The 25,945-nt window shown below is 62.2% G+C and carries 22 protein-coding genes and 1 pseudogene; 14 read left to right on the forward strand and 9 right to left on the reverse strand.

Annotated elements, in window-relative coordinates; translation table 11 throughout:
* Window positions 1-55: 55 nt before the first annotated feature.
* Window positions 56-682, reverse strand: a complete 627-nt coding sequence (locus EJ068_RS31320; RefSeq protein WP_127251514.1) for a hypothetical protein — start codon at window positions 680-682, stop codon at window positions 56-58.
* A 135-nt stretch (window positions 683-817) separates the two neighbouring features.
* Between EJ068_RS31320 and EJ068_RS31325 the strand changes: the two genes are divergently transcribed.
* The 11 genes and pseudogenes from EJ068_RS31325 to EJ068_RS31375 all read left to right on the forward strand — a co-directional run bounded on the left by EJ068_RS31325 (window position 818) and on the right by EJ068_RS31375 (window position 13,561).
* Window positions 818-2,305, forward strand: a complete 1,488-nt coding sequence (locus EJ068_RS31325) for a DegQ family serine endoprotease (RefSeq protein ID WP_127251513.1) — start codon at window positions 818-820, stop codon at window positions 2,303-2,305.
* Between the two features lie 124 nt (window positions 2,306-2,429).
* A complete protein-coding gene (locus tag EJ068_RS31330) occupies window positions 2,430-3,740 on the forward strand; it encodes a replication-associated recombination protein A (protein ID WP_128298516.1) in 1,311 nt (436 codons plus the stop codon).
* 189 nt (window positions 3,741-3,929) lie between these two features.
* The gene (locus tag EJ068_RS31335) at window positions 3,930-4,757 is read left to right on the forward strand and encodes an aspartyl/asparaginyl beta-hydroxylase domain-containing protein (RefSeq protein ID WP_189439074.1); all 828 of its coding nucleotides are present in this window, start codon (window positions 3,930-3,932) and stop codon (window positions 4,755-4,757) included.
* Between the two features lie 170 nt (window positions 4,758-4,927).
* Window positions 4,928-5,896 (forward strand): helix-turn-helix domain-containing protein, encoded by a 969-nt coding sequence (locus EJ068_RS31340; protein WP_127251510.1) that lies wholly within the window; start codon window positions 4,928-4,930, stop codon window positions 5,894-5,896.
* Window positions 5,897-6,039: 143 nt separating this feature from the next.
* Window positions 6,040-7,557 (forward strand): aldehyde dehydrogenase, encoded by a 1,518-nt coding sequence (adh, locus tag EJ068_RS31345; RefSeq protein ID WP_127251509.1) that lies wholly within the window; start codon window positions 6,040-6,042, stop codon window positions 7,555-7,557.
* A 70-nt stretch (window positions 7,558-7,627) separates the two neighbouring features.
* Window positions 7,628-7,992, forward strand: a pseudogene (locus tag EJ068_RS31350) (DUF779 domain-containing protein).
* A gap of 121 nt (window positions 7,993-8,113) precedes the next feature.
* Window positions 8,114-9,094 (forward strand): RluA family pseudouridine synthase, encoded by a 981-nt coding sequence (locus tag EJ068_RS31355; RefSeq protein WP_126061020.1) that lies wholly within the window; start codon window positions 8,114-8,116, stop codon window positions 9,092-9,094.
* Between the two features lie 43 nt (window positions 9,095-9,137).
* Window positions 9,138-10,013, forward strand: coding sequence for a DMT family transporter (locus EJ068_RS31360; RefSeq protein ID WP_127251518.1), 876 nt, complete (start codon window positions 9,138-9,140; stop codon window positions 10,011-10,013).
* Window positions 10,014-10,023: 10 nt separating this feature from the next.
* Window positions 10,024-10,815 carry an ATP12 family chaperone protein gene (locus EJ068_RS31365; protein ID WP_127251508.1) on the forward strand — a complete coding sequence of 264 codons (792 nt, stop codon included), beginning with the start codon at window positions 10,024-10,026 and terminating at the stop codon, window positions 10,813-10,815.
* Between the two features lie 113 nt (window positions 10,816-10,928).
* Window positions 10,929-11,393 carry a cupin domain-containing protein gene (locus tag EJ068_RS31370; protein WP_127251507.1) on the forward strand — a complete coding sequence of 155 codons (465 nt, stop codon included), beginning with the start codon at window positions 10,929-10,931 and terminating at the stop codon, window positions 11,391-11,393.
* 278 nt (window positions 11,394-11,671) lie between these two features.
* A complete protein-coding gene (locus EJ068_RS31375; RefSeq protein WP_126082789.1) occupies window positions 11,672-13,561 on the forward strand; it encodes an MFS transporter in 1,890 nt (629 codons plus the stop codon).
* A gap of 79 nt (window positions 13,562-13,640) precedes the next feature.
* On the opposite strand, the gene EJ068_RS31380 is transcribed toward EJ068_RS31375, so the two are convergent.
* Entirely contained in the window at window positions 13,641-13,832 is a 192-nt protein-coding gene (locus EJ068_RS31380; protein ID WP_127251506.1) for a DUF2735 domain-containing protein, read from the reverse strand.
* 309 nt (window positions 13,833-14,141) lie between these two features.
* On the opposite strand from EJ068_RS31380, the gene EJ068_RS31385 reads away from it, so the two are divergent.
* Window positions 14,142-15,179 carry a glutamine synthetase beta-grasp domain-containing protein gene (locus EJ068_RS31385; protein WP_042642239.1) on the forward strand — a complete coding sequence of 346 codons (1,038 nt, stop codon included), beginning with the start codon at window positions 14,142-14,144 and terminating at the stop codon, window positions 15,177-15,179.
* 314 nt (window positions 15,180-15,493) lie between these two features.
* On the opposite strand, the gene glnA is transcribed toward EJ068_RS31385, so the two are convergent.
* Entirely contained in the window at window positions 15,494-16,903 is a 1,410-nt protein-coding gene (gene glnA, locus EJ068_RS31390; protein WP_042642240.1) for a type I glutamate--ammonia ligase, read from the reverse strand.
* A 61-nt stretch (window positions 16,904-16,964) separates the two neighbouring features.
* Window positions 16,965-17,303 (reverse strand): P-II family nitrogen regulator, encoded by a 339-nt coding sequence (locus EJ068_RS31395; protein ID WP_018428041.1) that lies wholly within the window; start codon window positions 17,301-17,303, stop codon window positions 16,965-16,967.
* A gap of 346 nt (window positions 17,304-17,649) precedes the next feature.
* Between EJ068_RS31395 and EJ068_RS31400 the strand changes: the two genes are divergently transcribed.
* Window positions 17,650-19,191 carry an NAD(P)H-hydrate dehydratase gene (locus EJ068_RS31400; RefSeq protein ID WP_127251517.1) on the forward strand — a complete coding sequence of 514 codons (1,542 nt, stop codon included), beginning with the start codon at window positions 17,650-17,652 and terminating at the stop codon, window positions 19,189-19,191.
* A 5-nt stretch (window positions 19,192-19,196) separates the two neighbouring features.
* Here the strand turns inward: EJ068_RS31400 and waaF are convergent, their stop codons facing one another.
* The 5 genes from waaF to EJ068_RS31425 form a co-directional block, all read right to left on the reverse strand.
* Entirely contained in the window at window positions 19,197-20,216 is a 1,020-nt protein-coding gene (gene waaF, locus EJ068_RS31405; RefSeq protein ID WP_127251505.1) for a lipopolysaccharide heptosyltransferase II, read from the reverse strand.
* Between the two features lie 60 nt (window positions 20,217-20,276).
* On the reverse strand, window positions 20,277-21,218 hold the full coding sequence (locus EJ068_RS31410) for a glycosyltransferase (RefSeq protein WP_127251504.1): 942 nt from the start codon (window positions 21,216-21,218) through the stop codon (window positions 20,277-20,279).
* Between the two features lie 32 nt (window positions 21,219-21,250).
* Window positions 21,251-21,655, reverse strand: a complete 405-nt coding sequence (locus EJ068_RS31415) for a hypothetical protein (protein ID WP_127251503.1) — start codon at window positions 21,653-21,655, stop codon at window positions 21,251-21,253.
* Window positions 21,656-21,936: 281 nt separating this feature from the next.
* Complete coding sequence (locus EJ068_RS31420) at window positions 21,937-22,497, reverse strand: hypothetical protein (RefSeq protein WP_127251502.1); 561 nt, start codon at window positions 22,495-22,497, stop codon at window positions 21,937-21,939.
* Window positions 22,498-22,540: 43 nt separating this feature from the next.
* The gene (locus tag EJ068_RS31425; RefSeq protein ID WP_126061014.1) at window positions 22,541-24,073 is read right to left on the reverse strand and encodes an acyl-CoA carboxylase subunit beta; all 1,533 of its coding nucleotides are present in this window, start codon (window positions 24,071-24,073) and stop codon (window positions 22,541-22,543) included.
* A gap of 388 nt (window positions 24,074-24,461) precedes the next feature.
* Here EJ068_RS31425 and EJ068_RS31430 point away from each other — a divergent pair, with 388 nt between their 5' ends.
* Complete coding sequence (locus EJ068_RS31430) at window positions 24,462-25,919, forward strand: DEAD/DEAH box helicase (RefSeq protein ID WP_129554974.1); 1,458 nt, start codon at window positions 24,462-24,464, stop codon at window positions 25,917-25,919.
* Window positions 25,920-25,945: the final 26 nt, after the last annotated feature.

Raw genomic sequence — 25,945 nt, forward strand, 5'->3', positions numbered from 1 at the left:
ACTCCGAGAAAGCGTTCAAGGGGCCTTCGGGCCCCTTTGTACTTTTGCCTGCAACCTATCGAACCAGGTTCAGGTAGTCCTGGCCAGCCAGGCACTGCCAATTGAACACCCCGGGCAGCTCTTCGGTGGCCTTCCGCGGATAGGAGTAGATGCTGTCAACCTTGGTTCGAGAGTCGATATTCCGGACAAGTTGCAGCACGGTCGAACTGTTCAAAAATTCAATCACGTCGCGATTGCCGATGAAAGACGTGTCGACCTGGAAATGAATCCGGATGCCGCCGGCACAAACGTTCAGCAGGATGTCGTCGCTTAGCGCCGCGTAGTAGACGGAAGCCTGCGTGGGATCCCACAGGCCTGCTGCAAGGAATTCGGACGGCCTCGTTGCGCCGCTGAATCCATCTAGCGACACCTTCAGCTGTTTGGTCAAAGGTTCAAATTCACCCTCGAGTTGCGATGCCCCTTCGATCTGAAACCAATTCATCGAGTGGGGTGCGATGCTGTCGAAGGAAATCTCCAGGTTGCCGAAGAACCAGTAGACCGGAATCGGGTCACCGTCGCTGATATTCCATCCGTCGGGTGACCCGAGCGCCTGTGCTATCTCGATAAGCCTCATGTCGGGCGACACCGGTCCCAAGACACCGGTCGCCAGGAAATCGCGGAAGGAAGCGAGCTGCTTTTTCATGAAACGGACAACAGTACCAGATTGCGGATACAGCTATAGCCGGTTACTGGCTGAAAATAATTCGATTTCATCGCCTTAGCCTTTCATTCTGCACAATCGTCGGGACAATGGCGCCCGATCTGGAGGGATTCGAAAATGCACCTCAAACGACTGTTTCTTGTTGCCGCGCTGGCCGTCTTCGCCGTGGCACCGGCCGCAAGACAGGCTTTTGCCGAGGATGCCGCCAAGCCGGCGGATCCGGGCCTCTCCGACGTGCTGACCGACCTGTTGCATGGCGTCGAGGGCGAGAATGGCACGTCCGGCCCCGACAAGCGGGTGCCGTTCGGCCGCGAGGAGGTGCAGCTCTCCTTCGCGCCGCTGGTCAAGCAGACCGCACCTGCGGTGGTCAATGTCTATGCCTCGCAGACCGCCAAGGTGACGTCACCTTTCGAGGGCGATCCCTTCTTCGAGGAGTTCTTCGGCCGCGCTCAGCCGCGCGCGCAGTCCTCGCTGGGCTCGGGCGTGCTGGTCGATCCAAGCGGCGTCATCGTGACCAACTTCCACGTCATCAAGGATGCCGATGAGGTGAAGGTCGCGACAGCCGACGGGCGCGAGTTCACCTCCAAGGTTATGCTCAAGGACGAGACGCTCGATCTTGCCGTGCTCAAGATTTCAGCCGACAAGCCGTTTCCGGTGATCGCGATCGGCGATTCCGACGCGCTCGAGGTCGGCGACCTGGTACTCGCCATCGGCAACCCGTTCGGCGTCGGCCAGACCACCACCAGCGGCATTGTCTCGGCGCTTGCCCGCAGCCATATCGGCGTTTCGGATTCGGGTTATTTCATCCAGACCGATGCGGCCATCAATCCCGGCAATTCCGGCGGCGCGCTGATCAACATGGGCGGCCAGCTGGTCGGCATCAACACGGCCATCTACAGCCGCAGCGGCGGCTCGATCGGCATCGGCTTCGCCATTCCCTCGAATATGGTGCGCGCCTTTGCCGACGCCGCCAAGGCCGGGCTCGACTTCTTCGAGCGGCCCTATATCGGCGCTGAATTCGAACTGGTGACGCCGCAGATCGCCGAATCGCTCGGCATGGAGAAGCCGACCGGCGCATTGGTTTCATCGGTCGAGGGCTCCGGCCCCGCCGGCAAGGCCGGCCTGAAGCCGGGCGACGTCATCCTGTCGCTCAACAACACGCCGGTCGAAAGCATCGAGGCGCTCGACTATCGCATGGCGACGCTGTCGATCGGCACCAAGGCGACCTTCGTCGTGCTGAGCAAGGGCCAGCAGGCGACGCTGGAAATCCCGCTGGAGCGCGCGCCGGAAGGCGCCAAGCCCAGCGAGGTCACCTTGCGCGGCCGCAGTCCCTTCGCCGGCGCCAAGGTCGCCGAGCTGTCGCCCAGGCTTGCCCAGCGGCTTGGCCTTCGCACCGACCTCAAGGGTGTCACCGTCATCGATATCAGTCGCGATTCGCCGGCCGCCGATTTCGGCTTCCAGCCCGGCGATATCGTGCGCGAGGTGAACGGCACCAGCATCGACACCGCGGCGACGCTGGCGCAAATTGCTCAGCAGGACACGCGCTGGTGGCGCTTTACCGTCGAGCGCGGCGGGCAGATACTGCGCCAGGTGTTGCGTTATTGAGGCGGTCTGCCCATTTAAGGCATGATCCCGAACCGAAGCTCCGCTTGGCAAAAAGCGAGAACCGGTGTTTGGACAAGATCATGCTCTCAGATGAGCGGGATCGCGTTTCAACCAAAAGACTTGCATGGCCGATCTGTTCAGTTCCGATGAGCCGGAGAAAGCGCCGCCCGGGCGGCCGCTGGCCGACCGGCTGCGCCCCAAAAACCTCGGCGAGGTCGTCGGCCAGGAGCATCTGACCGGCCCCGACGGCGCGCTGACCAGGCTGATCGAATCCGGTTCGCTGGGCTCCATGATCTTCTGGGGTCCGCCCGGCACCGGCAAGACGACGGTGGCGCGGCTGCTGGCAGGCGAGACCGATCTCGCCTTCGAGCAGATCTCGGCGGTGTTTTCCGGCGTCGCGGACCTCAAGAAGGTGTTCGAGGCGGCGAAACTCAGGCGCGCCAACGGCCGCCAGACGCTGCTCTTCGTCGACGAGATCCATCGTTTCAACCGCGCCCAGCAGGACGGCTTCCTTCCGGTGATGGAAGACGGCACCGTGGTGCTCGTCGGCGCCACCACGGAGAACCCGTCCTTCGAGCTGAACGCAGCGCTTCTGTCGCGAGCGCGCGTGCTGGTGTTCCGTTCGCTGAGCGAGGAAAGCATCGCCAAGCTTCTGGCGCGAGCGGAAGAAACCGAGGGCAGGGCGCTGCCGCTCGACGACGAGGCGCGCGCGATGCTGATCCGCATGGCGGACGGCGACGGCCGCGCCTCGCTGACGCTGGCCGAGGAAGTCTGGCGCGCCGCCAAGAAAGGCGAGGTCTTCGGTCCTGAAGGCCTGCAGCGTGTCATCCAGCGCCGCGCCCCGATCTACGACAAGGGCCAGGACGGCCATTACAATCTGATCTCGGCGCTGCATAAGTCGGTGCGGGGCTCCGATCCGGACGCGGCGCTCTACTATCTTGCCCGCATGTTCGACGCCGGCGAGGATCCGCTCTATCTCGGCCGCCGGCTGGTGCGCATGGCGGTGGAGGATATCGGGCTCGCCGATCCGCAGGCGCTTGTCGTCGCCAACGCGGCCAAGGACGCCTATGACTATCTTGGCTCGCCTGAGGGCGAGCTCGCCTTCGCTCAAGCCACCGTCTATCTCGCCACCGCGCCGAAATCGAACGCTATCTACACCGCCTTCAAGGCGGCGACCGCGGCGGCCAAGGAGTTCGGCTCGCTGCTGCCGCCCAAGCACATCCTCAATGCCCCGACCAAGCTGATGAAGCAGGAGGACTACGGCGCCGGCTATCGCTACGACCACGACGAGCCGGATGCGTTTTCAGGCCAGGACTATTTTCCGGAGAAGATGGGCCGGCACACTTTCTACGATCCGCCGGAACGCGGGTTCGAGCGCGACATCCGCAAGCGGCTGGAATACTGGGCGAAGCTGCGCAGCGAACGGAACGGCTGAGTTGCGCGGCCGGTCTGGACATGGATCTGGAGTGGAGTAGCTCGCTCAAATATTTGCGCCGACAGACCGCTCGAGCCCACGCGACGGCATTGTGCCGGGAAACAAAAATCCTATCAAGACGCACGGCTGGCGGGGGTCGCCGTGATTTTGTCCCATGGAACAGGATCGCGCCTTCCCGCGCGAATGGCAATGAACAAGAAAACTCTCAAGTCGCTCCGCAAGGCCGCCATCGCGGTCGTGGTTCTCGCGCTCGCCTTCTACTTCATCCCGATCCTGACCGCGATCTGGGTCGTCTGCGGCCTGATCGACGTCATGCGCAACGATCAGAAGAACAGGAACCTGTTCGAACGCTACTTCCTCGGCAACGGCCTGTTCACCTGGCTGCTGTCGCCGTTCAACCTGATTGTTGACCTTCTCTGCTATCGCAATCCCGGCGTCTGGAAGCCCGAGCAGTTCCCCGAGGACTATCAGCGCGAGATCAACGAGGTCCTGGGTGTCTTCAAGGCCCGCAAGGACGATATCATCGCCGACATAGACGCAAATTTCGGCGCCGGCCGGCGCGGCATGTACGTCTACCAGTGGTACGGCAAGCACAAGATCGACAACGTTCCCGAATTCAACAAGGACTACAAATACATCAAGACGATCGCCGTATCCGTTTTCAGCAAGCGCGAATCCACGTCCTGGCATTTCGGTCCGCTCCGCCTCAGCCTGCGCATCCTCTACAATCTGATCCCGGTGCAGGCGGAGATCTTCGTCCAGTGCGGCAGCAAGAAGAACTACTGGTACGACAACCCTCTGTTCATCTTCGACGACACGCTGTTCCACCGCTCGGTCAACGAATATGACGGCCGCCGCTACTGCGTCTTCGTCGACATCATCAGGCCGTCTCCGTTCCCAAAACTGATCGCGGGCCTTCTCGCCATCGTCTCGGTCAGCGTGGAGCGCATCAATTCGGTCTTCTACAAGAACTGGAAGATGATCGGCTCGTCCAAGCCTAAGGCCACCGCCAACTGATTCTGGCGCCTCTTCAATCTCCTGGCTCGGCCTGCTCGGCCGGGCCTCGATGCTCTTAAACCAACGTCCTATAGCGCCGATCCCCTGCAACCGTTACAACTCTTCCATCGGATATATCCACAAGGATATAACGACGGGCGGAAGGAGGTCCGCTCGCTGGGAGGGTAGGTTTGAGCGGGCGGCAAGCAGCCGGTCATGCGGATTTCGTCCAGGCTTCGATCGCCAGAAGCGACGCGGCCCATTCCGCATTGGTCGCCTCGTGGCGGCGTTCCCTTCAATTGCACCACCTCGATCCGGCCGAGCGCAAGGCCCCAAGGCGGCTGACCGAAGCCGAATTGCGGCAGGCCCGGCAGCGCATGGAGCGGATGATTCGCGCGGCCGAAGGAAGCCTCAACCGGCTCTATCAGGCGGTCGGCGGTGTCGGTTGCTGCGTGATGCTGGCCGACCGCGACGGCATCCCTGTCGAGCGCCGCGGCGCGGTCGCCGACGACGAGACCTTCGACGAATGGGGCCTGTGGACCGGCACGGTCTGGAGCGAAGACAGTGAGGGAACCAACGGCATCGGCACCTGTCTCGCCGATCAGCGGCCGCTCACCATCCATCGCGACCAGCATTTCCTTTCGCGCAACACGCTCATGAGCTGCACCACGGCTCCCGTCTTTGACCATGAAGGCAACCTGGCGGCCGCGCTCGACGTATCGTCCTGCCGCTCTGACCTCACGGAAGGCTTCGTCCAGCTTATCTCGGTCGCGGTTGGCGACGCCGCGCGCCGTATCGAGGCCGAGAATTTCCGTATGGTTTATTCCAATGCCCGCATCCTGCTTGCGCCGGTTGCCGAGCGCAGCGCCGGCGCGCTGATCGCCGTCGACGCCGACGACCTTGTGATCGGCGCGACACGCTCGGCGCGGCTTGCTCTCGGCATAACGTCGGAAGGCCTGGCCAAGGGCCTGCTCGCCGCGGACATCCTCGGGGACGCGGCCAGGGCCCGGGAGGACCTCGACGATGCCGAGCGCAGCGTGCTGCAGCGCGCGATGGCGCGCACCGGCGGCAATGTCTCGGCAGCGGCGCAGAGCCTCGGCATCTCGCGCGCGACGCTGCATCGCAAGCTCGCCCGTTTCAGCATCCGCCGGCCGCATTGATTTACGCAACCTGACCTGTCGCAGTTCTGCGACACTCGGCGGCCGCGATCCGTTTCCCTGGGGATGACAGGCCGAAGAGCGTCGGCAAGTGTTTCCAGCGACGCGCCACATTCCGTGACGCCGTTTTTGCTGGGAGGCAGACAATGAACAAGGTTGAGTTCTCACGCGCGGCCAAGGTCCCCTTCGCCAAGCGCTATGACAACTTCATCGGTGGCCGCTGGGTCGCCCCGCATGCCGGAAGATACTTCGACAACATCTCGTCGGTGACCGGCCGGCCGCTTTGCGAGATCGCAAGGTCCGACGCACAGGACGTCGAAGCCGCGCTCGACGCCGCGCACAAGGCCAAGGATGCCTGGGGCAAGACCAGTCCGGCGGCCCGCGCCTTGATCCTCAATCGCATTGCGGACCGCATGGAAGACAATCTCGACCTGCTGGCGCTCGCCGAAACGTGGGACAACGGCAAGCCGATCCGCGAGACGACGGCGGCGGACCTGCCTCTGGCCATCGACCACTTCCGCTATTTCGCCGGCGTCCTTCGCAGCCAGGAGGGCAGCCTTTCCGAGATCGACCATGACACGGTCGCCTATCATTTCCATGAGCCGCTGGGTGTCGTCGGCCAGATCATCCCCTGGAACTTCCCGTTGCTGATGGCCTGCTGGAAGCTGGCGCCCGCGCTCGCCGCCGGCAATTGCGTGGTGCTGAAGCCGGCCGAGCAGACGCCCGCCACCATCATGCTGTGGGCCGACCTTATCGGTGACCTTCTGCCGGAAGGCGTGCTCAACATCGTCAACGGCTTCGGCCTCGAGGCCGGCAAGCCGCTGGCATCGTCGAACCGCATCGCCAAGATCGCCTTCACCGGCGAGACGACGACCGGCCGCCTGATCATGCAGTATGCCTCGCAGAACCTCATCCCGGTGACGCTGGAACTCGGCGGCAAGTCGCCCAACATCTTCTTCCAGGATGTCGTTGCCGAGGATGACGACTTCTTCGACAAGGCGATCGAGGGCTTCGTCATGTTCGCGCTCAACCAGGGCGAGGTCTGCACGTGCCCGAGCCGCGCGCTGGTACATGAGAAGATCTACGACAAGTTCATGGAGCGCGCGCTGAAGCGCGTCGAAGCGATCGTGCAGGGCGATCCGCTCGATCCGGCCACCATGATCGGCGCGCAGGCTTCGAGCGAGCAGTTGGAAAAGATCCTCTCCTACTTCGATATCGGTCGCCAGGAGGGAGCCCAGGTGCTGACCGGCGGCGAGCAGAACCACCTGCCGGGCGACCTTGCCGGCGGCTACTACGTGAAGCCGACGGTCTTCAAGGGTCACAACAAGATGCGAATCTTCCAGGAAGAAATCTTCGGGCCGGTGGTGTCGGTGACGACCTTCAAGGACGATGACGAGGCGCTGTCGATCGCCAACGACACGCTGTACGGCCTCGGCGCCGGCATCTGGAGCCGCGACGCGAACCGCTGCTACCGCTTCGGCCGCGCGATCCAGGCAGGCCGCGTCTGGACCAACTGCTATCACGCCTATCCGGCGCATGCCGCCTTCGGCGGCTATAAGCAGTCCGGCATCGGCCGCGAGACGCACAAGATGATGCTCGACCACTACCAGCAGACCAAGAACATGCTGGTCAGCTACAGCCCGAAGAAGCTCGGCTTCTTCTGATCCTCCCAGGGCGAAGGGGGAAGGGAGGGCGCCGCGGACGGTGCCCTCCCTTCAACATAGGAGGATTGCCATGGACAGGGCTTCATTGGGCAAAGTCTCGGCCACGGCGGCGGCCAAGACGCTGCTGGCCGAGATCATCGCCGACCACGGGCCGGTGCTCTTTCACCAGTCCGGCGGCTGCTGCGACGGATCCTCGCCGATGTGCTATGCGCGCGGCGAGTTCATGATCGGCGACAATGACGTGATGCTCGGCGAGATCGGCGACATGCCGGTCTATATCAGCGCCTCGCAATATGAAGTTTGGAAGCACACCGACCTGATCATCGACGTGGTGAAGGGCAGGGCGGCATGTTCTCGCTCGACAATGGCCGCGAGAAGCGCTTCCTGACGCGCTCGACGGTCTGCGCGGTATCGCCGTCATCTTCCGCCGACTGAGCGAGCAGACCAGCCCGCCATCGGCCGCGATTGGGGTAATCGTCGCGCTTTGTTGGGTCTTTGGCTCGCAACCTGTTCGCCTTAGTGCTATGGCGCCGCTTTCAAACGGAAAAGCGTATCCATGGCAGGTGTAGAACAGATCACGGTGGAGGCCGGCGAGGCGGGCATGCGGCTCGACCGTTGGTTCAAGGTCCATTATCCGGGCCTAGGCTTTGGCCACCTGCAGAAGCTGTTGCGCTCGGGCCAGATCCGCATCGACGGCGGCAGGGCGAAGGCGGACACGCGCGTAGAGCCTGGCCAGACGGTGCGTATCCCGCCGCTCGACATCGACAAGAAAGGCGATGCGCCGCTTACCGGCCACTCGATCCGCAACCAGGGCGATGCCGACGTGCTCGCCAAGATGCTTCTGCACGAGGACCCGAAGGTCTTCGTCTTCAACAAGCCGGCCGGCCTTGCGGTGCAGGGCGGCTCGGGCGTCACCCGCAATGTCGACGACATGCTGGAGGCCTGGCGCAACCAGAAGGGCGAGAAGCCGCGCCTCGTCCACCGCCTCGACCGCGACACCTCCGGCGTGCTGGTGGTTGCCCGCACGCGTCTTGCCGCAATGAAGCTCTCGGAAGCATTCCGGGCGCGAGAGACCAAGAAAACTTACTGGGCGCTGGTCAAGGGCGTGCCGCCGAAGCGCGAGGATAAGATCTCGACCTGGCTGGTCAAGGAGGCGACACCGGATGGTGACCGCGTGCGCATCGCCAAGCATGGCGAGAAGGGCGCCGACCATGCCGTTTCCTACTATCGCGTCGTCGAGCAGGCGGCGCAGTCGCTGTCCTGGCTGGAGATGGAGCCCTATACCGGCCGCACGCACCAGCTTCGCGTCCACGCCGCCCATATCGGCTGCCCGATCATCGGCGACCCGAAATATTTCGAGGCCGATACCAACTGGGAATTCCCGGGGGGCATCCAGAACCGCCTGCATCTGCACGCCCGCCGCATCGTCATCCCGCATCCGGACCAGGGCGTCATCGATGTGACGGCGCCGATGCCGCCCCATATGCGCCAGAGCTGGAACCTGCTCGGCTTCGACGAACAGAGCGCGGAGGACTAGATTGACCGTTGCGCCCGCACTGGATCGCCGCGACGCGGTCGACATGGCGGCAGCGGCCATCATGGTCGGGCTGACCTTCTCGTGGGGCCTGAACTACGTCGCGGCCAAGATCTCCTACGCAGGCTACGACCCCGTCTTCGTCTCGATCGCCCGTTCGCTCATCGGGGGAGCCTGCGTGCTTGGCTGGTGCCGGCTGCGCGGCATCAAGCTGTTCGAAGCGGATGGAACGCTGGCCGCCGGCGTCGTCGTCGGCGTGCTTTTCGGCATCGAGTTCCTGTGCCTCTATATCGGCCTCGAATACACGACCGTCGCCCGCAACACGCTGCTGGTCAACACCATGCCATTCTGGGTGCTGATCGGCGGTCATTTCCTGCTCGGCGAGCGCATCAACGCGCGCAAGCTCGGTGGGCTTGTCCTGGCCTTCTGCGGCCTGGTGGCCGTGTTCTCGGACGGCATTGTCGCGGGCAGCGACACGACCCTTCTGGGCGATCTGCTCAGCCTTGGTTCCGGCGTCCTGTGGGCGGCGACCAGCATCGTCATCAAGCGCTCGAAACTGGTCGCGACCAGCGCCGAGAAACTGCTGCTCTACCAACTGGCCGGCGCGGCGATAGTCGGTGTCCTGGTGATGCCCTTGGCCGGCCCGCCCATTCGCGCGGTTGCAACCTTGCCGACGCTGGCGCTGCTCTTCCAGTCTTTCTATATCGTCGCCTTCACCTATGTATTGTGGTTCTGGCTGCTTCGGCGCTACCCCGCGTCCGGTCTGTCGAGCTTCGCCTTCCTGTCGCCGGTGTTCGGCGTCTTGTGCGGCGCGGTGGTCCTTGGTGAAGCGCCGACGACCAGGATATTCCTGGCTCTGGCCCTGATCGCCGCCGGTCTCATCATCGTCAACCGGCCGGCGCGCAGGCAGCCAACAGTTTAGGGAGCTCGACATGCGCGACATCCTCGAAGACCTCGAAGCCGGAAAACTGCTTTCCGATCCAGATCCCGTGCGCCGCGCCCAGATCCAGATGAAGACGCCGCTGCCGAAGCGTTTCTACAAGGCGGTTTCGGTTGTCCCGGTGGAAAACGGCTTTGCCGTTCATCTCGACGGCCGTCCGGTGCGCACGCCGGGCAAGGCCGTGATGGTGCTGCCAACCGAAAAGGCCGCAGCACTTGTGGCGGGCGAATTCAGCGCCCAGGGCGAAGTCATCGATCCCGTGACGATGCCAGTCATGCGCCTCGTCAACACCGCCATAGACGGTGTCGCCTCCGATCCGCAGGCGGTGCTGGAGGATGTGCTGCGCTTCGCTTCGTCCGATCTGCTTTGCTACCGCGCCGACGGTCCGCAAGGCCTGGTCGATCGTCAGAACAAGCTGTGGGATCCGGTGCTGGACTGGGCACGCGGCAGCCTCGGCGCGCGCTTCAATCTTGCCGAAGGCGTCATCCATGTCGAGCAGCCGCGCGAAGCCATCGCCATCCTTGGCGCGCATCTTGGCCAACGCTCGGAGCCGATGCGGCTGGCCGCCATCCATGTCATGACAGCGCTGACCGGCTCGGCGCTGCTGGCGCTGGCCGTGGATTTCGGCGAGTTGGACGCCGAGGAAGCTTGGGCAGCGGCCCATGTCGACGAGGACTGGCAGATCGAGCACTGGGGCCAGGACGCCGAGGCAGTCGCGCGCCGCTCGGCCCGCAAACGCGACATGATGGCGGCGGTCAGCCTGCTCGAGGCACTGAAGGCCTAGAAGCCAAGAAATGGGCGCAGGGGTTTTTCGTGCGGAATGCTGCTCTGCCACCAATGGCTGAACCAGCAATCGATCTCATGCTATTGTTCCCCACTCAACCAGTGGGGGCGGTCATGTCGGACTTTCAGAAAGCAGTTATCTCCACGCCGGGCAGCGAGCGCCTCGCCAAAGCGCCACATGGTGCGAAGGTAGTCGTCCATGCCACTGCCGCCGAGACCAACGGCGCATTCGGAATGTGGGAAACTTTCACTCTTCCTGGGAAAGACCCGACCCCTCACACTCACACCCGCGAGACAGAGGTTTTTAGGGTGGTTTGCGGGACGTATCGTTTCCAGTGCGGTGACGAAGAATTCGATGCCCCTCCAGGCACTGTCGTCGTTCTGCCCCCTTACGTGCGTCACAGCTGGCGCAACATTGGCGACGAGCCCGGGCAGATGTTCGCAATAGTAACGCCGGGCGGCTTCGAGCAACTCTTCATGGAGATAGAGGCGTCTGGTGCCGCCTCGCCCGACGAGATAGCAATGATTGAAGCCCGTCTTGGGATAATCAACGACGAGACGTTGGCGCTCGATCGTTAAGGCTACGGCGTACGCTTCACGTGGATACTGAGAAAAACGCTCCTTTCAAAGAGGATGTGCGTCGGATTGGTTGCCTAACGCTGGAAATGAACCGCTCCCGGCACTGCGCCGCTCCCGCACCGCACCTAATACCAAAGTCATAATCCCATCGTCGCGGTGCCTTTCGGCCGTCATTTCTGTCATTTTTTGCTTTGTTGGCTGCGTTTTCGAGTCTGCGTTCGGAGGAGTGCGGCGCGCAGCCATCGAGGACAGACGGGATCTCACGGGAGGATATTCAAATGGCAATGGCATCGGCCGCCGGCGGAACCAGCCGCGGTATGACGCGGGAGGAGAAGAAAGTCATCTTCGCCTCATCGCTCGGCACCGTTTTCGAATGGTACGATTTCTATCTCTACGGTTCGCTGGCCGCCTTCATCGGCTCGACCTTCTTCAGCCCGGCGATCCCGGAGGCGACGCGCAACATCTTCGCGCTGCTGGCCTTTGCCGCCGGCTTCCTGGTGCGCCCGTTCGGCGCGCTCGTGTTCGGCCGCATCGGTGATCTCGTCGGCCGCAAATACACCTTCCTCGTCACCATGACGATCATGGGCCTGTCGACCTTCCTGGTCGGCCTGCTGCCCGGTTATGCGAGCTGGGGCATCGCGGCTCCGGTGATCCTGATCGGGCTGCGCATGCTGCAGGGCCTGGCGCTCGGCGGCGAATATGGCGGCGCCGCGACCTATGTCGCCGAGCATGCGCCCGACGATCGCCGTGGCTACTACACGTCATGGATCCAGACGACCGCGACGCTCGGCCTGTTCCTGTCGCTCATCGTCATCCTGATCGTGCAGGCCTCGCTCAGCAAGGAAACCTATGCCAGCTGGGGCTGGCGCATTCCCTTCATCGTTTCCTTCCTGCTGCTCGCCGTTTCGGTCTGGATTCGTCTGTCGCTGTCGGAGTCGCCCACCTTCCAGCGTATGAAGGACGAGGGGAAGGGCTCCAAGGCGCCGCTGACAGAGGCTTTCGGCCAGTGGAAGAACGCCAAGATCGCCCTTCTTGCGCTGCTCGGCCTCACCGCCGGCCAGGCCGTGATCTGGTACAATGGCCAGTTCTACGCCCTGTTCTTCCTCACCAACGTGCTGAAGGTCGACGCGCAGTCGGTCAACATCATGATCGCCATCGCGCTTGCCATCGGCTCGATCTTCTTCGTTGTGTTCGGCTGGCTGTCCGACAAGATCGGCCGCAAGCCAATCATCATGGCCGGACTGGCTTTGGGCATCGTCTGCACCTTCCCGCTGTTCAAGGCATTGACCTCGGCCGCCAACCCGGCTCTTGCCACCGCCCAGCAGAACACCCGCGCGACGGTGACGGCGGCTCCCGGCGACTGCAGGTTCCAGTTCAACCCGGTCGGCACCGCGAAGTTCACGACATCCTGCGATATCGCGACCTCGTTCTTGACCAAGAACTCGGTGCCATACGACGTCGTCACGACGGCCGCGCCTGGAACCGCGGCTACGGTCAAGATCGGCAACGAGACGGTGGAGTCTTATGATGCCGTTGCCGCCGGCGATCAGGCCAAGGCCAAGGAGGGGGTCTTCCAGAAGGCGGTGAACATGGCGCTGAAGGACGGCGGCTATCCCCTGAAGCGCGCCGCGGCCAAGGTGGCGGACCAGAAGCTCGACGCCTTCATCGCGGCCAATCCGGAACTGAAGCTCGATGCAGCCACGATCCGCGGCGGCGAGAAGGCCACGGTTCCGGCCGAGCAGGCGATCGCCGACAAGGTCCTGACCAAGGACGAGGCGGCCGGTGCGACGGAAGTCACGGTCTACACCATACCGGGCGGCGGCGCGTTCGCCATGTTCGCCGATCCGGCGGCCATCAACTGGCCGATGACGATCGGCATCCTGTTCATCCTGGTGCTGTTCGTGACCATGGTCTATGGGCCGATCGCCGCGATCCTGGTCGAGATGTTCCCGACCCGCATCCGCTACACCGGCATGTCGTTGCCTTACCATATCGGCAACGGCTGGTTCGGCGGCCTGCTGCCCGCGACAGTGTTCGCGCTCAGCGCCTACAAGGGCGATATCTACTACGGTCTCTGGTACCCGGTGATCATCGCGGCGATGTCGCTGATCATCGGCATGATCTTCGTCAGGGATACGCTCGGCACCGACTTGCACGCCAAGGACTGACCTCGGTCATCTGCTCGAAAAGAAAGCCCGGCGCGAGCGATCGCGCCGGGCTTTTTCGTCCATAAAACCTAAGGGGCGATCAGCTCTTGCGCTGATTTTCTTCCTCGACGGCTGCTTCGTGATACCAGCCGTCAAAGTCGGCGTGCTCGCCGCGAAGCGTCGCAAGCTCTGCCGCGAATTTCGCCTTGGCGCCTAAATTTGAGGCAGACTTGCGCCCTGCCAGCGGGAACATCAGGATTTTTGCCGACGGAAGCGGTTGCATGACCTGCATTGGCGACCTCCTTGCTTGTCTAGGGACTTACCGATTCAACTTAGCAAGCAAGATAGGTTCTGCGATTCGTTTAGGCAATATGCCTACAAAAAGATCATTATTTGCCAATTATTTATGCAGAAATCTCGATTGAGCGATCAGAGCGCATTATTGAGGCGGCTGAGCAAAATCCACGTGTTGGCGCGACCATTTTGCCGCACCCGCCGACGGCGGAGTGGCATACGAATTGCTTTTTAACCATCGGCAGGCCGGCAAGCCCGGCCATGCGTTGACGTCGCTTGCGGCGTCCTAGCAACGAGAGGCACTGGAATGACCAAATACAAGCTCGAGTATATCTGGCTCGACGGATATGTCCCGACCCCCAGCCTGCGCGGCAAGACCCAGATCAAGGAGTTTGCCGAGTTCCCGACGCTCGAGCAACTGCCGTTGTGGGGCTTCGATGGCTCGTCCACCAACCAGGCCGAGGGCCACAGCTCCGACTGCGTGCTGAAGCCCGTCGCCGTGTACCCGGATCCGGCCCGCACCAATGGCGTGCTGGTCATGTGCGAAGTCATGATGCCCGATGGCGTGACCCCGCATGTCTCCAACAAGCGCGCCACCATCCTCGACGACGAGGGCGCCTGGTTCGGCTTCGAGCAGGAGTATTTCTTCTATAAGGACGGCCGTCCGCTCGGCTTCCCTGAGAGCGGCTATCCGGCGCCGCAGGGCCCGTACTACACCGGCGTCGGCTACAAGAATGTCGGTGATGTCGCCCGCACGATCGTCGAGGAGCATCTCGACCTCTGCCTCGCCGCCGGCATCAACCATGAAGGCATCAACGCCGAAGTGGCGAAGGGCCAGTGGGAATTCCAGATCTTCGGCAAGGGCTCCAAGAAGGCCGCCGACCAGATGTGGATGGCTCGCTACCTGCTCCTGCGTCTGACTGAGAAATACGGCATCGACATCGAGTTCCACTGCAAGCCGCTGGGTGATACCGACTGGAACGGCTCGGGCATGCATGCCAACTTCTCGACCGCCTATATGCGCGAAGTCGGCGGCAAGGCCTATTTCGAGGCGCTGATGGCGCAGTTCGACAAGAACCTGATGGATCACATCGCCGTCTACGGTCCGGACAACGACAAGCGCCTGACCGGCAAGCACGAGACCGCGCCGTGGAACAAATTCTCCTACGGCGTCGCCGACCGCGGCGCCTCGATCCGCGTTCCGCACTCCTTCGTCAAGAACGACTACAAGGGCTATCTGGAAGATCGCCGCCCGAACTCGCAGGGCGACCCCTACCAGATCGCTTCGCAGATCCTGAAGACGATCTCGCAGGTTTCGACCGACGCGGTCTCCGCCGCAGCCTGATCATCCAGGCGCGGGCTTCGCCTGCGTCTCGTAAGTTTCAATTGTCGAAAGCCCTGGCGTTCTTCGCCGGGGCTTTTTTGCATGCAAACAACCGGCGGAAATGTTTCGCCTGCCGCCGCCGTCAACGGCAGCAACGCCAGGCGATTGAGCGCCGCGACCACTTTGGCGTGACTGCTGCTTCTGCAGTGGCGGACCGGCCGGATGCTGCATGGCTACGCTGGGTTTGCGGAAAGCCCTCCGATGGACTGCCCATGCGAAAACCCCGGCGAAACGCCGGGGTCCGTCTTTGTCGCCGATGCCGAGAAGTTCGGTCGTCAGACAGAATAGTACATGTCGTACTCGACCGGATGCGGGGTCATTTCGAAGCGCATCACCTCGGCCATCTTGAGCTCGATATACGCATCGATCTGATCGTCGTCGAAGACGCCGCCGGCCTTCAGGAATCCGCGATCCTTGTCGAGGTTCTGCAACGCCTCGCGCAGCGAGCCGCAGACGGTCGGGATCTTCTTCAGCTCCTTCGGCGGCAGGTCGTAGAGGTCCTTGTCCATCGGCTGTCCCGGATGGATCTTGTTCTTGATGCCGTCGAGGCCGGCCATCAGCATGGCGGCGAAGCCGAGATAGGGGTTCGCGCCCGGATCGGGGAAGCGGACCTCGACGCGCTTCGACTTCGGCGAGGAGCCGAACGGAATGCGGCAGGAAGCCGAGCGGTTGCGCGCCGAATAGGCGAGCAGCACCGGCGCTTCATAGCCCGGCACCAGACGCTTGTAGGAGTTGGTGAGCGGGTTGGTGAAGGCGTTGATCGCCTTGGCGTGCTTGATGATGCCGCCGATATAATAGAGGCAGGTTTCGGAGAGGCCCGCATATTCGTTGCCGGCGAAGGTCGGCTTGCCGCCCTTCCAGATCGACTGGTGCACATGCATGCCCGAGCCGTTGTCGCCGAACACCGGCTTCGGCATGAAGGTGGCCGTCTTGCCGTAGGCATTGGCGACCTGGTGCACGACATACTTGTAGATCAGCATCTTGTCGGCGTTGCGCACCAGCGTGTCGAACTTGATGCCGAGCTCATGCTGGGCGGCGGCGACTTCGTGGTGGTGCTTCTCGACCCGTACGCCCATCTCGGCCAGCACGGTCAGCATTTCGGAGCGCATGTCCTGGGCGGAATCGATCGGCGGCACAGGGAAGTAGCCGCCCTTGATGCGCGGACGGTGGCCGAGATTGCCGGTCTCGTAGTCGGTATCGTCATTGGACGGCAGTTCGGTGGAGTCCAGGCGGAATCCCGTGTTGTAGGGGTCTGCCTTGTACTTCACGTCGTCGAAGACGAAGAACTCGGCTTCGGGGCCGACATAGATGGTGTCGCCGATGCCTTCCGACTTCATATAGGCTTCGGCCTTCTTGGCGGTGCCGCGCGGATCGCGGTTGTAGGCCTCGCCCGAGATCGGATCGAGGATGTCGCACAGGATGACCATGGTCGACTGCGCGAAGAACGGATCCATGTGGACGGTATCCGTGTCGGGCATCAGCACCATGTCGGACTCGTTGATTGCCTTCCAGCCGGCGATCGAGGAGCCGTCGAACATGACGCCATCGGCGAACATGTCTTCTTCGACCTCGACGACATCCATCGTCACATGCTGCAGCTTGCCGCGTGGATCGGTGAAGCGCAGGTCGACGAATTTCACATCATTGTCCTTGATCTGCTTCATGATGTCTTTGGCTGTCGTCATGTCATGTATCCCTGTGTGATGACGTGTTTTTGATGATGACGTTGCAGAAAGATGGAGGGCGTCAGATGGCGTCGATACCGGTCTCGCCGGTACGGATGCGCACGACTTCCTCTATGTTGGAAACGAAGATTTTTCCATCGCCGATACGGCCCGTTTGCGCCGCTTTCCGGATGGCTTCGATGGCGCCTTCAACGGCTTCGTCGCCGAGCACCACCTCGATCTTCACCTTGGGCAGGAAGTCGACAACATATTCGGCGCCGCGATAAAGCTCGGTATGCCCCTTCTGACGGCCGAAACCCTTGGCCTCGGTGACGGTGATGCCTTGCAGCCCGGCCTCTTGAAGCGCTTCCTTCACTTCGTCCAGCTTGAATGGCTTGATGATCGCTTCGATCTTTTTCATGTAAAAAATGGCCTCCACTGCCAAGAAGACGGGTTGTGTACCCCGCTTGCGCCTCCATCTAGCACGAACCGTGCCAATCCAGAGGGGAGGAGACGGTACAGGGCGTTTTCGATTCCGCATCGGGCCCGGATGCAAATTCGCGTCATCCGCTGCGCCGGATGCGGCATGGACGCCCAAACCCTATACATCGCCCCTCCTCAATCCTGCATAAAAAATGGGCAGGAAGCGCAAATAGCAATCGAACCCTTGTCGGATGCGGCCGCATCTGCAAACGATGCGCGGCCGCGGCGGTTTGCTTCGAACCGAAAACTGGACAATGCTTGATCGCACGGAGATCGGCAATCCCATGCGCAATGAACTTCTATCGACGGCCGAAATGGCCGAGGCGGACAGACTAGCGATCGCGGCCGGGCCGCTCGACGGCTACGGTTTGATGCAACGCGCCGGCGAAGCAGTCGCGACCCTGGTGCTGGCGCGCCACCCGGGCGCGAAGAGGGCGCATGTGCTGTGCGGCCCCGGCAACAATGGCGGCGACGGTTATGTCGTGGCGCGGCTGTTGGCCGAGGCCGGCGTCGATGTGGCTCTGTGGGCGTTGGGCGAACCGCGGCCAGGCAGTGACGCCGCGCTCGCGGCTGCCGCTTGCACCCTGGAGCGGCGACCGCTGTCGGCCCTCACGCCCGAAGACGGTTCGCTGGTCGTCGACGCGCTCTTTGGCGCAGGCCTGTCGAAACCGCTATCCGGCGACGCCAAGGCCGCGGTCGACATCGTGACAGGGATGAACCTGCCGGTTGTCGCGATCGACCTGCCTTCGGGCGTTTCCGGCGATAGCGGCGAAGTTCTTGGCTCGGCATTTCGCGCGGTCCTCACGGTGACCTTCGCGCGAAAGAAGCCCGGGCACCTGCTGCTGCCGGGCCGCGAGCGATGCGGCGAGATCGTGTTGGCCGATATCGGCATTCGCGACGAGATCATCGACGAGATCGCGCCAAGGACCTTCGAGAACCGGCCCGGGCTTTGGATCGCGAACTTTCCGACGCCGGCGGTCGACGCGCACAAATACAAGCGCGGCCATACGAGTGTCTTTTCGGGCGGACCATCGGCGACCGGCGCGGCGCGGCTGTCGGCGCTGGCGGCCGCAAGAAGCGGGGCAGGGGCCGTCACCGTGCTCTCGCCGGCAAACGCCATGCAGGTCAACGCGGCGCATCTGACCTCCATCATGCTGCGCAAGGTCGACGCGATCGAGGACGTGCATGACCTGATCGGCGATCGCCGGCCGTCCAGCTTTGTCCTCGGCCCCGGCTTCGGCATCGGCGACAAGGCGCGCGATTTCACGCTCGCCGTGCTGGCCAGGAAGCGGCAGGACGGTGGCGTCGAGGGCCTCGTGCTCGACGCCGACGGCATCACCTCCTTCCGCAATGGAGCCTCGACGCTGTTCGAGGCAGCCGGCAGACCGGATGCGCCAGCGTTGATCATGACGCCGCATGAGGGTGAGTTCGGCAGGCTGTTCGCGGACATTGCGGGCAACAAGGCGTTGTCGAAGCTCGCCAAGGCGCGCGAAGCCGCGCAGCGTGCCAACGCGGTGATCGTCTACAAGGGCGCCGACAGCGTGATCGCCGCGCCGGACGGCCGCGCCGCGATCAACGGCAATGGCGCGCCCTGGCTTGCCACCGCCGGTTCGGGCGACGTGCTGGCAGGCATCATCGCCGGCCTCCTTGCCCAGGGCATGCCGGCCTTCGAAGCGGCTTGCGCTGGGGTCTGGATCCATGCCGAGGCTGGCAACCGTTTTGGGCCGGGCTTGATAGCCGAAGACCTGCCCCTGGCCATGGTGCCGGTTCTTCGCGAATTGATGCAGAGCTCTGTCGATAAACCCTTCGGCGCCGCGGTCGAGTAGTAAGGTCAGGCGAATTGCGGCGCGTGTTTTCGGGTCGCTGCCGCCAGCGCCTCGCGAACCCGGTCCTCGCTGACGGCGCGCGTGTTCTCGACCCAACCCGGTGTCGAAATCGGCGGCTCGAGGAAAATCACCTGTTCGTTCACCGGACCGTGCACATAGGCCCGGTTCGAGCCATATATGAGCACGCATGGAACGCCGAGCGCGCCGGCGGCATGGGAAATGCCGCCGTCGACACCGAGAAAGACGGTCGAGGCCGCGATCTGGCACACGGCCTCCGCGATATCGGGCGTCGCGGTGAAGTCGATCGCCTCCGGCAAATGAGCCTTTATTTCGGCGGCGCCCCGCCGCTCGCGCGGCCCGCCGATCAGCCAAACCGACCAGCCGCGAGCGGTATAGTCGCGCGCGATCGAGACAAAGCGCTCCACTGGCCACGAGCGCTTGTTGGCAAAGTCGGACGTATAGAGGGCAATCGCCGGTTTTGCCGGATCGACGCCGTTGCGCCGGCGCCAATCGGCAAGCTCCTCGGCGGAAACAACAAGCTGCGGCGACGGCAAAGGCCGGTCGTCGTCGGGCCTTTTGCCGAGGCGTGCGATGGCGCAGACCTGTTCCGCCAGCCGCGTCTTGCGCGGGCCGTATGCAATCATCGATTTCAGCCAACCGGCAGGCAGGCGGTTGACGATGCCGAACTGGAACTCGCGCGGATAGCCGATGCGCTCCGGGATTCCGGCAAGCCACGGCACAAGGCAAGCCTTGGCGCTGCTGGTGAGCATATAGGCGGCCTGGTAATTTTCCTCGCGCAGTTTTCGCGCGAGTGCTGCTCGCTCTTTCAGCCCCGGCTTCCAGTGCTTCTCCGCTATCCAGACCTTGCGGACATGCGGCATCAGCCGCGCCAGCGGCGCGGCGATCCTCGAGGTGATGATGTCGATCGGCTGCCCGGGAAATCTCCCGGCGATGATCTGGATGGCCGCGTGGCAGCGGATGAAATCACCGATCGCCGGCAGGCAGAAAACCAGGATGGGGCGCAATGCGCGAAACCTTTTCGATCCGGAACGGCCACCGCTGACAGGAGACGCCTGCGTGATGTCTCACGGAAGCGCTTCGCCATCAAGGATGCGGTGATAGAGCTCGACATAGGCTTTTGCGGCCTTCTCGATCGGAAACCGGTCTGCTGCAGATTCGCGGCATCTATGCGCCGACAAACCGCCGATCTCGCCAAGGCCGCGCGCGAACTCGTCATCCGTATCGAAGAAGCGGCCAGTGTCGGCGTCGACGGTTTCGGGCAGCGCGCCGCGCGCCGTGGTCAGCACCGGCGTGCCGCACAGCATGGATTCGACCGGCGCGTTGCCAAAAGGCTCTTCCCAGGAAATCGGGTTGAGAAAGGCCCTGGTCTCGCCCAACAGGCGTACCTTCGGTTCGCCATCGACCATGCCGTGATAGCGGAATCGCGACGACAGGCTCTTGAAGAAGACGCCCTCGCGGCGGGTCTTGCTGCGGCCGAGCAGCTTCCAGCGCGAGCCGCCGGCGATATCGAGCTTGAAATCATATTTTTTCGCTAGGTCCACCGCCCGGTTGAGACCCTTTCCAGCCCGCGCGATGGCCGCCATGAAGAACAGATGGTCGTTCTTCGACGGCGCCAGGCGATAGGCGTCGACCGGAAAACCATTGTAGACGAAGGTCTTGCGGCCGTGCAGCTCGGCATGGCGGGCGCTGATGAAGCTCCAGTTCGGCTGCGGCCTCGGATAATCCGGCAGATGGCCGCGCTCGGTATTGAGCGTCGGAAAAGGGACTTCCACCTTCCAGGCGTGGAGATGGACGATGTCGGTGTCCTTGGGAACAGCCGCGCGGCACTCGTCATTGGTGACCGCGTGGCGAACCTCGCACATCGGATGCGACGATCCCGGACCGGCGATCAACGTCACCTGATGCCCCATCTTGACCATTTCCGTGGTCAGCCATTCGACCTGCCGCTGGATGCCGCCATAGCCCTTGCACGGAATAAGGCCCTGGGCCGCGAGTGTTATACGCATTTGGTCTCCACGCTCATATCAGCGGTGGTCACTCACTTACGAGAGCGATCCCGCCGCCGCTTCAGTTCTTCATCGGACGGCGGCGTGTATCTCCACATTTCTTTAGAATTAAGGGCCCCCATCATCTCACCAAGTTTGCCCACCCCGATCCTGGCTGCGTCGACTAGGTGACCGCTAACCATCAAGCCGCCCTCTGGCTTTGCAACCAAAATATAGTCCCCAATCGTAAGAAACGGTGGTCTGTTATGATAATCAAAATCAGTAAATTTATAGGCGTCCGACAAGCAAATTCTTACCTCGTCGTTGAACTTATATCTACTAATTGTGTACATTATCCAATCATCAAGGTCTTTCCTTTCCCATTTTTTTACAGCTGAGTGCTCGTCGAGCCTTTTCTCGAGAAACCGCATTATTGAATAGTGCAGATCTTTACCCATTTCCCTGCCTCAATATGGCTGAGTCGCTCAAGAATTGAGTTATATCGTTTCGTTGAGTTGCATGGAACGATTGAATGTGAAGGGGAATCCCAAACCTACATCTGAACGATCGGCAGGTATCCATCAAAAAGTTGTATTGGTCCCACGCGGAAAAGACGACCACAACATCCACGTCTCCGAGATTGCGAGTTGGCGTCAAAATCGAACCAAAAAAATAAAAGTTTACAACCTCGACGTTGCGCCGGAGTGCCCTCTCAATCCATAACTTCATCGTTATTTTGTCATGCATGGTGATGAATTAATTCGACTACTGCTCTTGGGAATTGATGATTCCGGTAGTCTACCCTTTCGTCCGCGACATGCGATTCAAACGCGTCAATATGCGAAAGCCACTGGTCGAAAAGAAATTCATCAGCTTCAGGAATGACGTTCTTCGCTTTTAGTATAATATTCGCGATTTGCCTATTATTTTCAACGATGCCTACCCTGCGAGCAACCCAAAGGGACTGATCGAACCGAGTATATTCATCGGCTGCAGATGATTTTGGTCCGAAAGCTTCGAATATCCTGCCATTTTCCTCCATCAAAGGTAAGATAGTGCGACACATCTCCCGATAATCGTTCGAGCCGAAAATGAAAGAACGAACCCTAGCCAATGCCTTCGAAATTAGACCAACAAAGCCCAAAAAGCCGAACCGGAATCCTCGTAAAAGCATACCGAGGATCGCCAAGGTGCTCATACCTAAGATGGTAGCCCAAGCGTCGAGGCTAAGTCCGACTGGGGCACATTTTGTGAGGTCTGATGCGTTAAACGCAGCAATACAAATTCTAAGAGTTTCCACTTTTTGATCCGACCGTCGATCGACAAACAGAGGATACTGCGTTTCACAACGGGATGTTGTCGTGCTTCTTCCAGGGGTTCTGCATGTCCTTGTTGCGCAGCATGCGCAGCGCGCGCGCCACGCGACGCCGCGTCGAATGCGGCATGATCACCTCATCGACATAGCCGCGTTCGGCGGCGACGAAAGGCGACAGGAAGCGATCCTCGTAAGTCTTTGTATGGGCGGCAATTTTCTCCGGATCGCCGATGTCCTTGCGGTAGATGATCTCGACCGCGCCCCTGGCGCCCATCACGGCGATCTGCGCCGTCGGCCAGGCATAGTTCATGTCGCCGCGCAGATGCTTCGACGCCATAACGTCATAAGCCCCGCCATAGGCCTTGCGGGTGATGACGGTGATCTTCGGCACGGTTGCTTCGGCATAGGCGAAGAGCAGCTTGGCGCCATGCTTGATCAGCCCGCCATATTCCTGCGCGGTGCCAGGCAGGAAACCCGGCACGTCGACGAAGGTGACGATGGGAATCGAGAAACAGTCGCAGAAGCGCACGAAGCGCGCCGCCTTCCGGCTGGCGTCGGAATCAAGCACGCCGGCCAGCACCATCGGCTGGTTGGCGACGAAGCCCACCGTGCGCCCCTCGACGCGACCGAAGCCGGTGACGATGTTTCTCGCAAAACTCTGTTGGATTTCGAAGAAATCGCCTTCGTCGGCGACCTTCAGGATCAGCTCCTTGATGTCATAGGGCTTGTTGGCGTTGTCGGGGATCAGCCGGTCGAGCGACAGGTCGTGGTCCGTCACCGACTGGTAGCACTCGATCTCGGGGATCTCCGCCGTGTTAGATGCCGGCAGCAGATCGACCAGCCGGCGCATCTGCAGCAGCGCCTCGACATCGTTGTCATAGGCGCCGTCGGCGATCGAGGATTTGGTCGTGTGGACGGAAGCCCCGCCGAGGCTTTCGGCGGTCACCGTCTCGTTGGTCACCGTCTTCACCACATCCGGTCCAGTGACGAACATGTAGGAGGTGTCGCGCACCATGAAGATGAAATCGGTCATGGCAGGCGAATAGACATCGCCGCCGGCGCAGGGGCCCATGATCAGCGATATCTGCGGGATCACGCCTGAGGCGAGCACATTGCGCTGAAAAATCTCGGCATAGCCGCCAAGCGCGGCCACGCCTTCCTGGATGCGCGCGCCGCCTGCGTCATAGAGCCCGATAATCGGCGCGCGGTTGCGCAGCGCCATCTCCTGGACCTTGATGACCTTTTCGGCATGCGCCTCCGACAGCGAACCGCCGAACACGGTGAAATCCTTGGCGAAGATATAGACCGGGCGGCCGTTGACGGTGCCCCAGCCGGTGACGACGCCGTCGCCGGCGATCTTGGTTTTCTCCATGCCGAAATCGGTCGAGCGATGCTCGACATACATGTCGAACTCCTCGAACGAGCCCTCGTCGAGGAAGACCTCGATACGCTCGCGGGCGGTGAGCTTGCCCTTCTTGTGCTGCGCCTCGATACGGTCCTTGCCGCCGCCCATGCGGGCAATCTCGCGGCGGCGTTCGAGTTCCTTCAGCACGTCTTTCATCGCTGGTCCCCAAAACGGATAAGTGGTTTGTGGTAATGGCGAGGGCAGGAGAGCGCAAGCACCCTCGTTTTGCTGCATTGCAACATGACGCCCCTTGCATTTCGGGCCGGACTCGGCCATATGCAGCGCATAGGCGCTTGGGCCGGCCTGTCCGGCTTTCTCCACGAATGAGACTGGTTGCGTCTGTTTTCCCTCTTTCAAATCGGCCTCGGTCGATCGGCAAGACGGCGAAAAAGCCCCGGGGCATGACGTCCGCGGGCACGACAGCGCAGCCGCGCGGACGTTTCCCGTCCGCCGCCTTGTCGTTTCCTTATATTTGTTTCGACGGCAGGTTGCGCCCTGCCGCCATCGACGTTTGCGGCGATTGCCCGCTTGAAAGAAGATGAATTTGACCAACGAAAACACTCTCCCCAACAACGACGCTGGGGAACTTTCCGGTTTCGCGGCCCTTGGCATCGGCGGCGCGCTGCTGAAGGCCACGCTTGCCGCGGGCTTTAAAGAGCCGAAGCCGATCCAGGTGCAGGCCATCCCGCCGCAGCTCGAAGGCCGCGACATATTCGGCATCGCCCAGACCGGTTCGGGCAAGACGGCTGCCTTCGCGCTGCCGATCCTGTCGAAGATCATCGGCCTCGGCACCAAGCGCCGGCCAAAGACGGCGCGAGCGCTGATCCTGGCGCCGACGCGCGAGCTCGCCGTGCAGATCGAGGACACCATCAAGCTGCTCGCCAAGGGCGCGCATATCTCGACCGCGCTGGTGCTCGGCGGCGTCTCGCGCTTCAGCCAGGTGAAGAAGATCGCGCCCGGCGTCGACATCCTGATCGCCACGCCTGGGCGGTTGACCGACCTGGTGCGTGAAGGCGACCTTATCCTTGCCGACACCAAATGGCTCGTCCTCGACGAGGGCGACCGCATGCTCGACATGGGTTTCATCAACGACGTCAAGCGCATCGCCAAGGCGACCGCGCCGGACCGCCAGACGGCGCTGTTCTCGGCAACCATGCCCGACGAGATCGCCGAGCTTGCCAAGGGCCTCCTGAAGAATCCGGTCCGCGTCGAAGTCTCGCCGCAGAGCACGACCGCCGCCGAGATCGTGCAGAGCGTGGTGCTTGCCCGCACAAGGCAGAAGCGCCAGGTGCTGTCCAAGATGCTGGTCGACGAGGCGATGCGAACGGTGATCGTGTTCTCGCGCACCAAGCATGGCGCCGATCGTGTCACCAAGGATCTTGTGCGCGACGGTTTTGAAGCCGCCGTCATCCACGGCAACAAGTCGCAGAACGCCCGTCAGAAGGCGCTCAACGATTTCCGCGACGGCTCGGTTCGCATCCTGGTGGCGACCGATATCGCGGCGCGCGGCATCGACGTGCCCGGCATCAGCCATGTCGTGAATTTCGACCTGCCGGACGAGGCTGAAAGCTACGTCCATCGCATCGGCCGCACCGGCCGCAACGGCAGGGACGGCATCGCGATCACGCTCTGCGACCCCTCCGAGAATGCCAAGCTGCGGCAGGTCGAGCGTATCATCCGCATGAAGCTGCCGGTCGTTGCCGACCACCTCGGCAGCCCGGATCCGCAGCGCGACCCCAGGGAAAAGACCGAGCGCCATTTCGAGCCGGCCAATGACCGCGAGCATCATGGCGGCCGCCGCGATGGCCGCCGACCGGGCAATGGCGGTGGCAAGAAGCACTTCGCCGGCAAGCCCAATGGCGAGCGCGGACCGAAGCCGCAGGGCGAACGCCCGGCGGCCGCCCAGCCGAACGGCGAGCGCAAGCCCGGCGGTTTCAAGCGCTTCAAGGGAAACAACAAGCGCCGCTTCGGCGGCAAGCGTCCGGCGAACCGCGCTGCTTGAGCTCATCATCGAAAAACGGCCGGAGC

This window comes from Mesorhizobium sp. M2A.F.Ca.ET.043.02.1.1 (assembly GCF_003952405.1).
Taxonomy (GTDB): Bacteria; Pseudomonadota; Alphaproteobacteria; order Rhizobiales; family Rhizobiaceae; genus Mesorhizobium.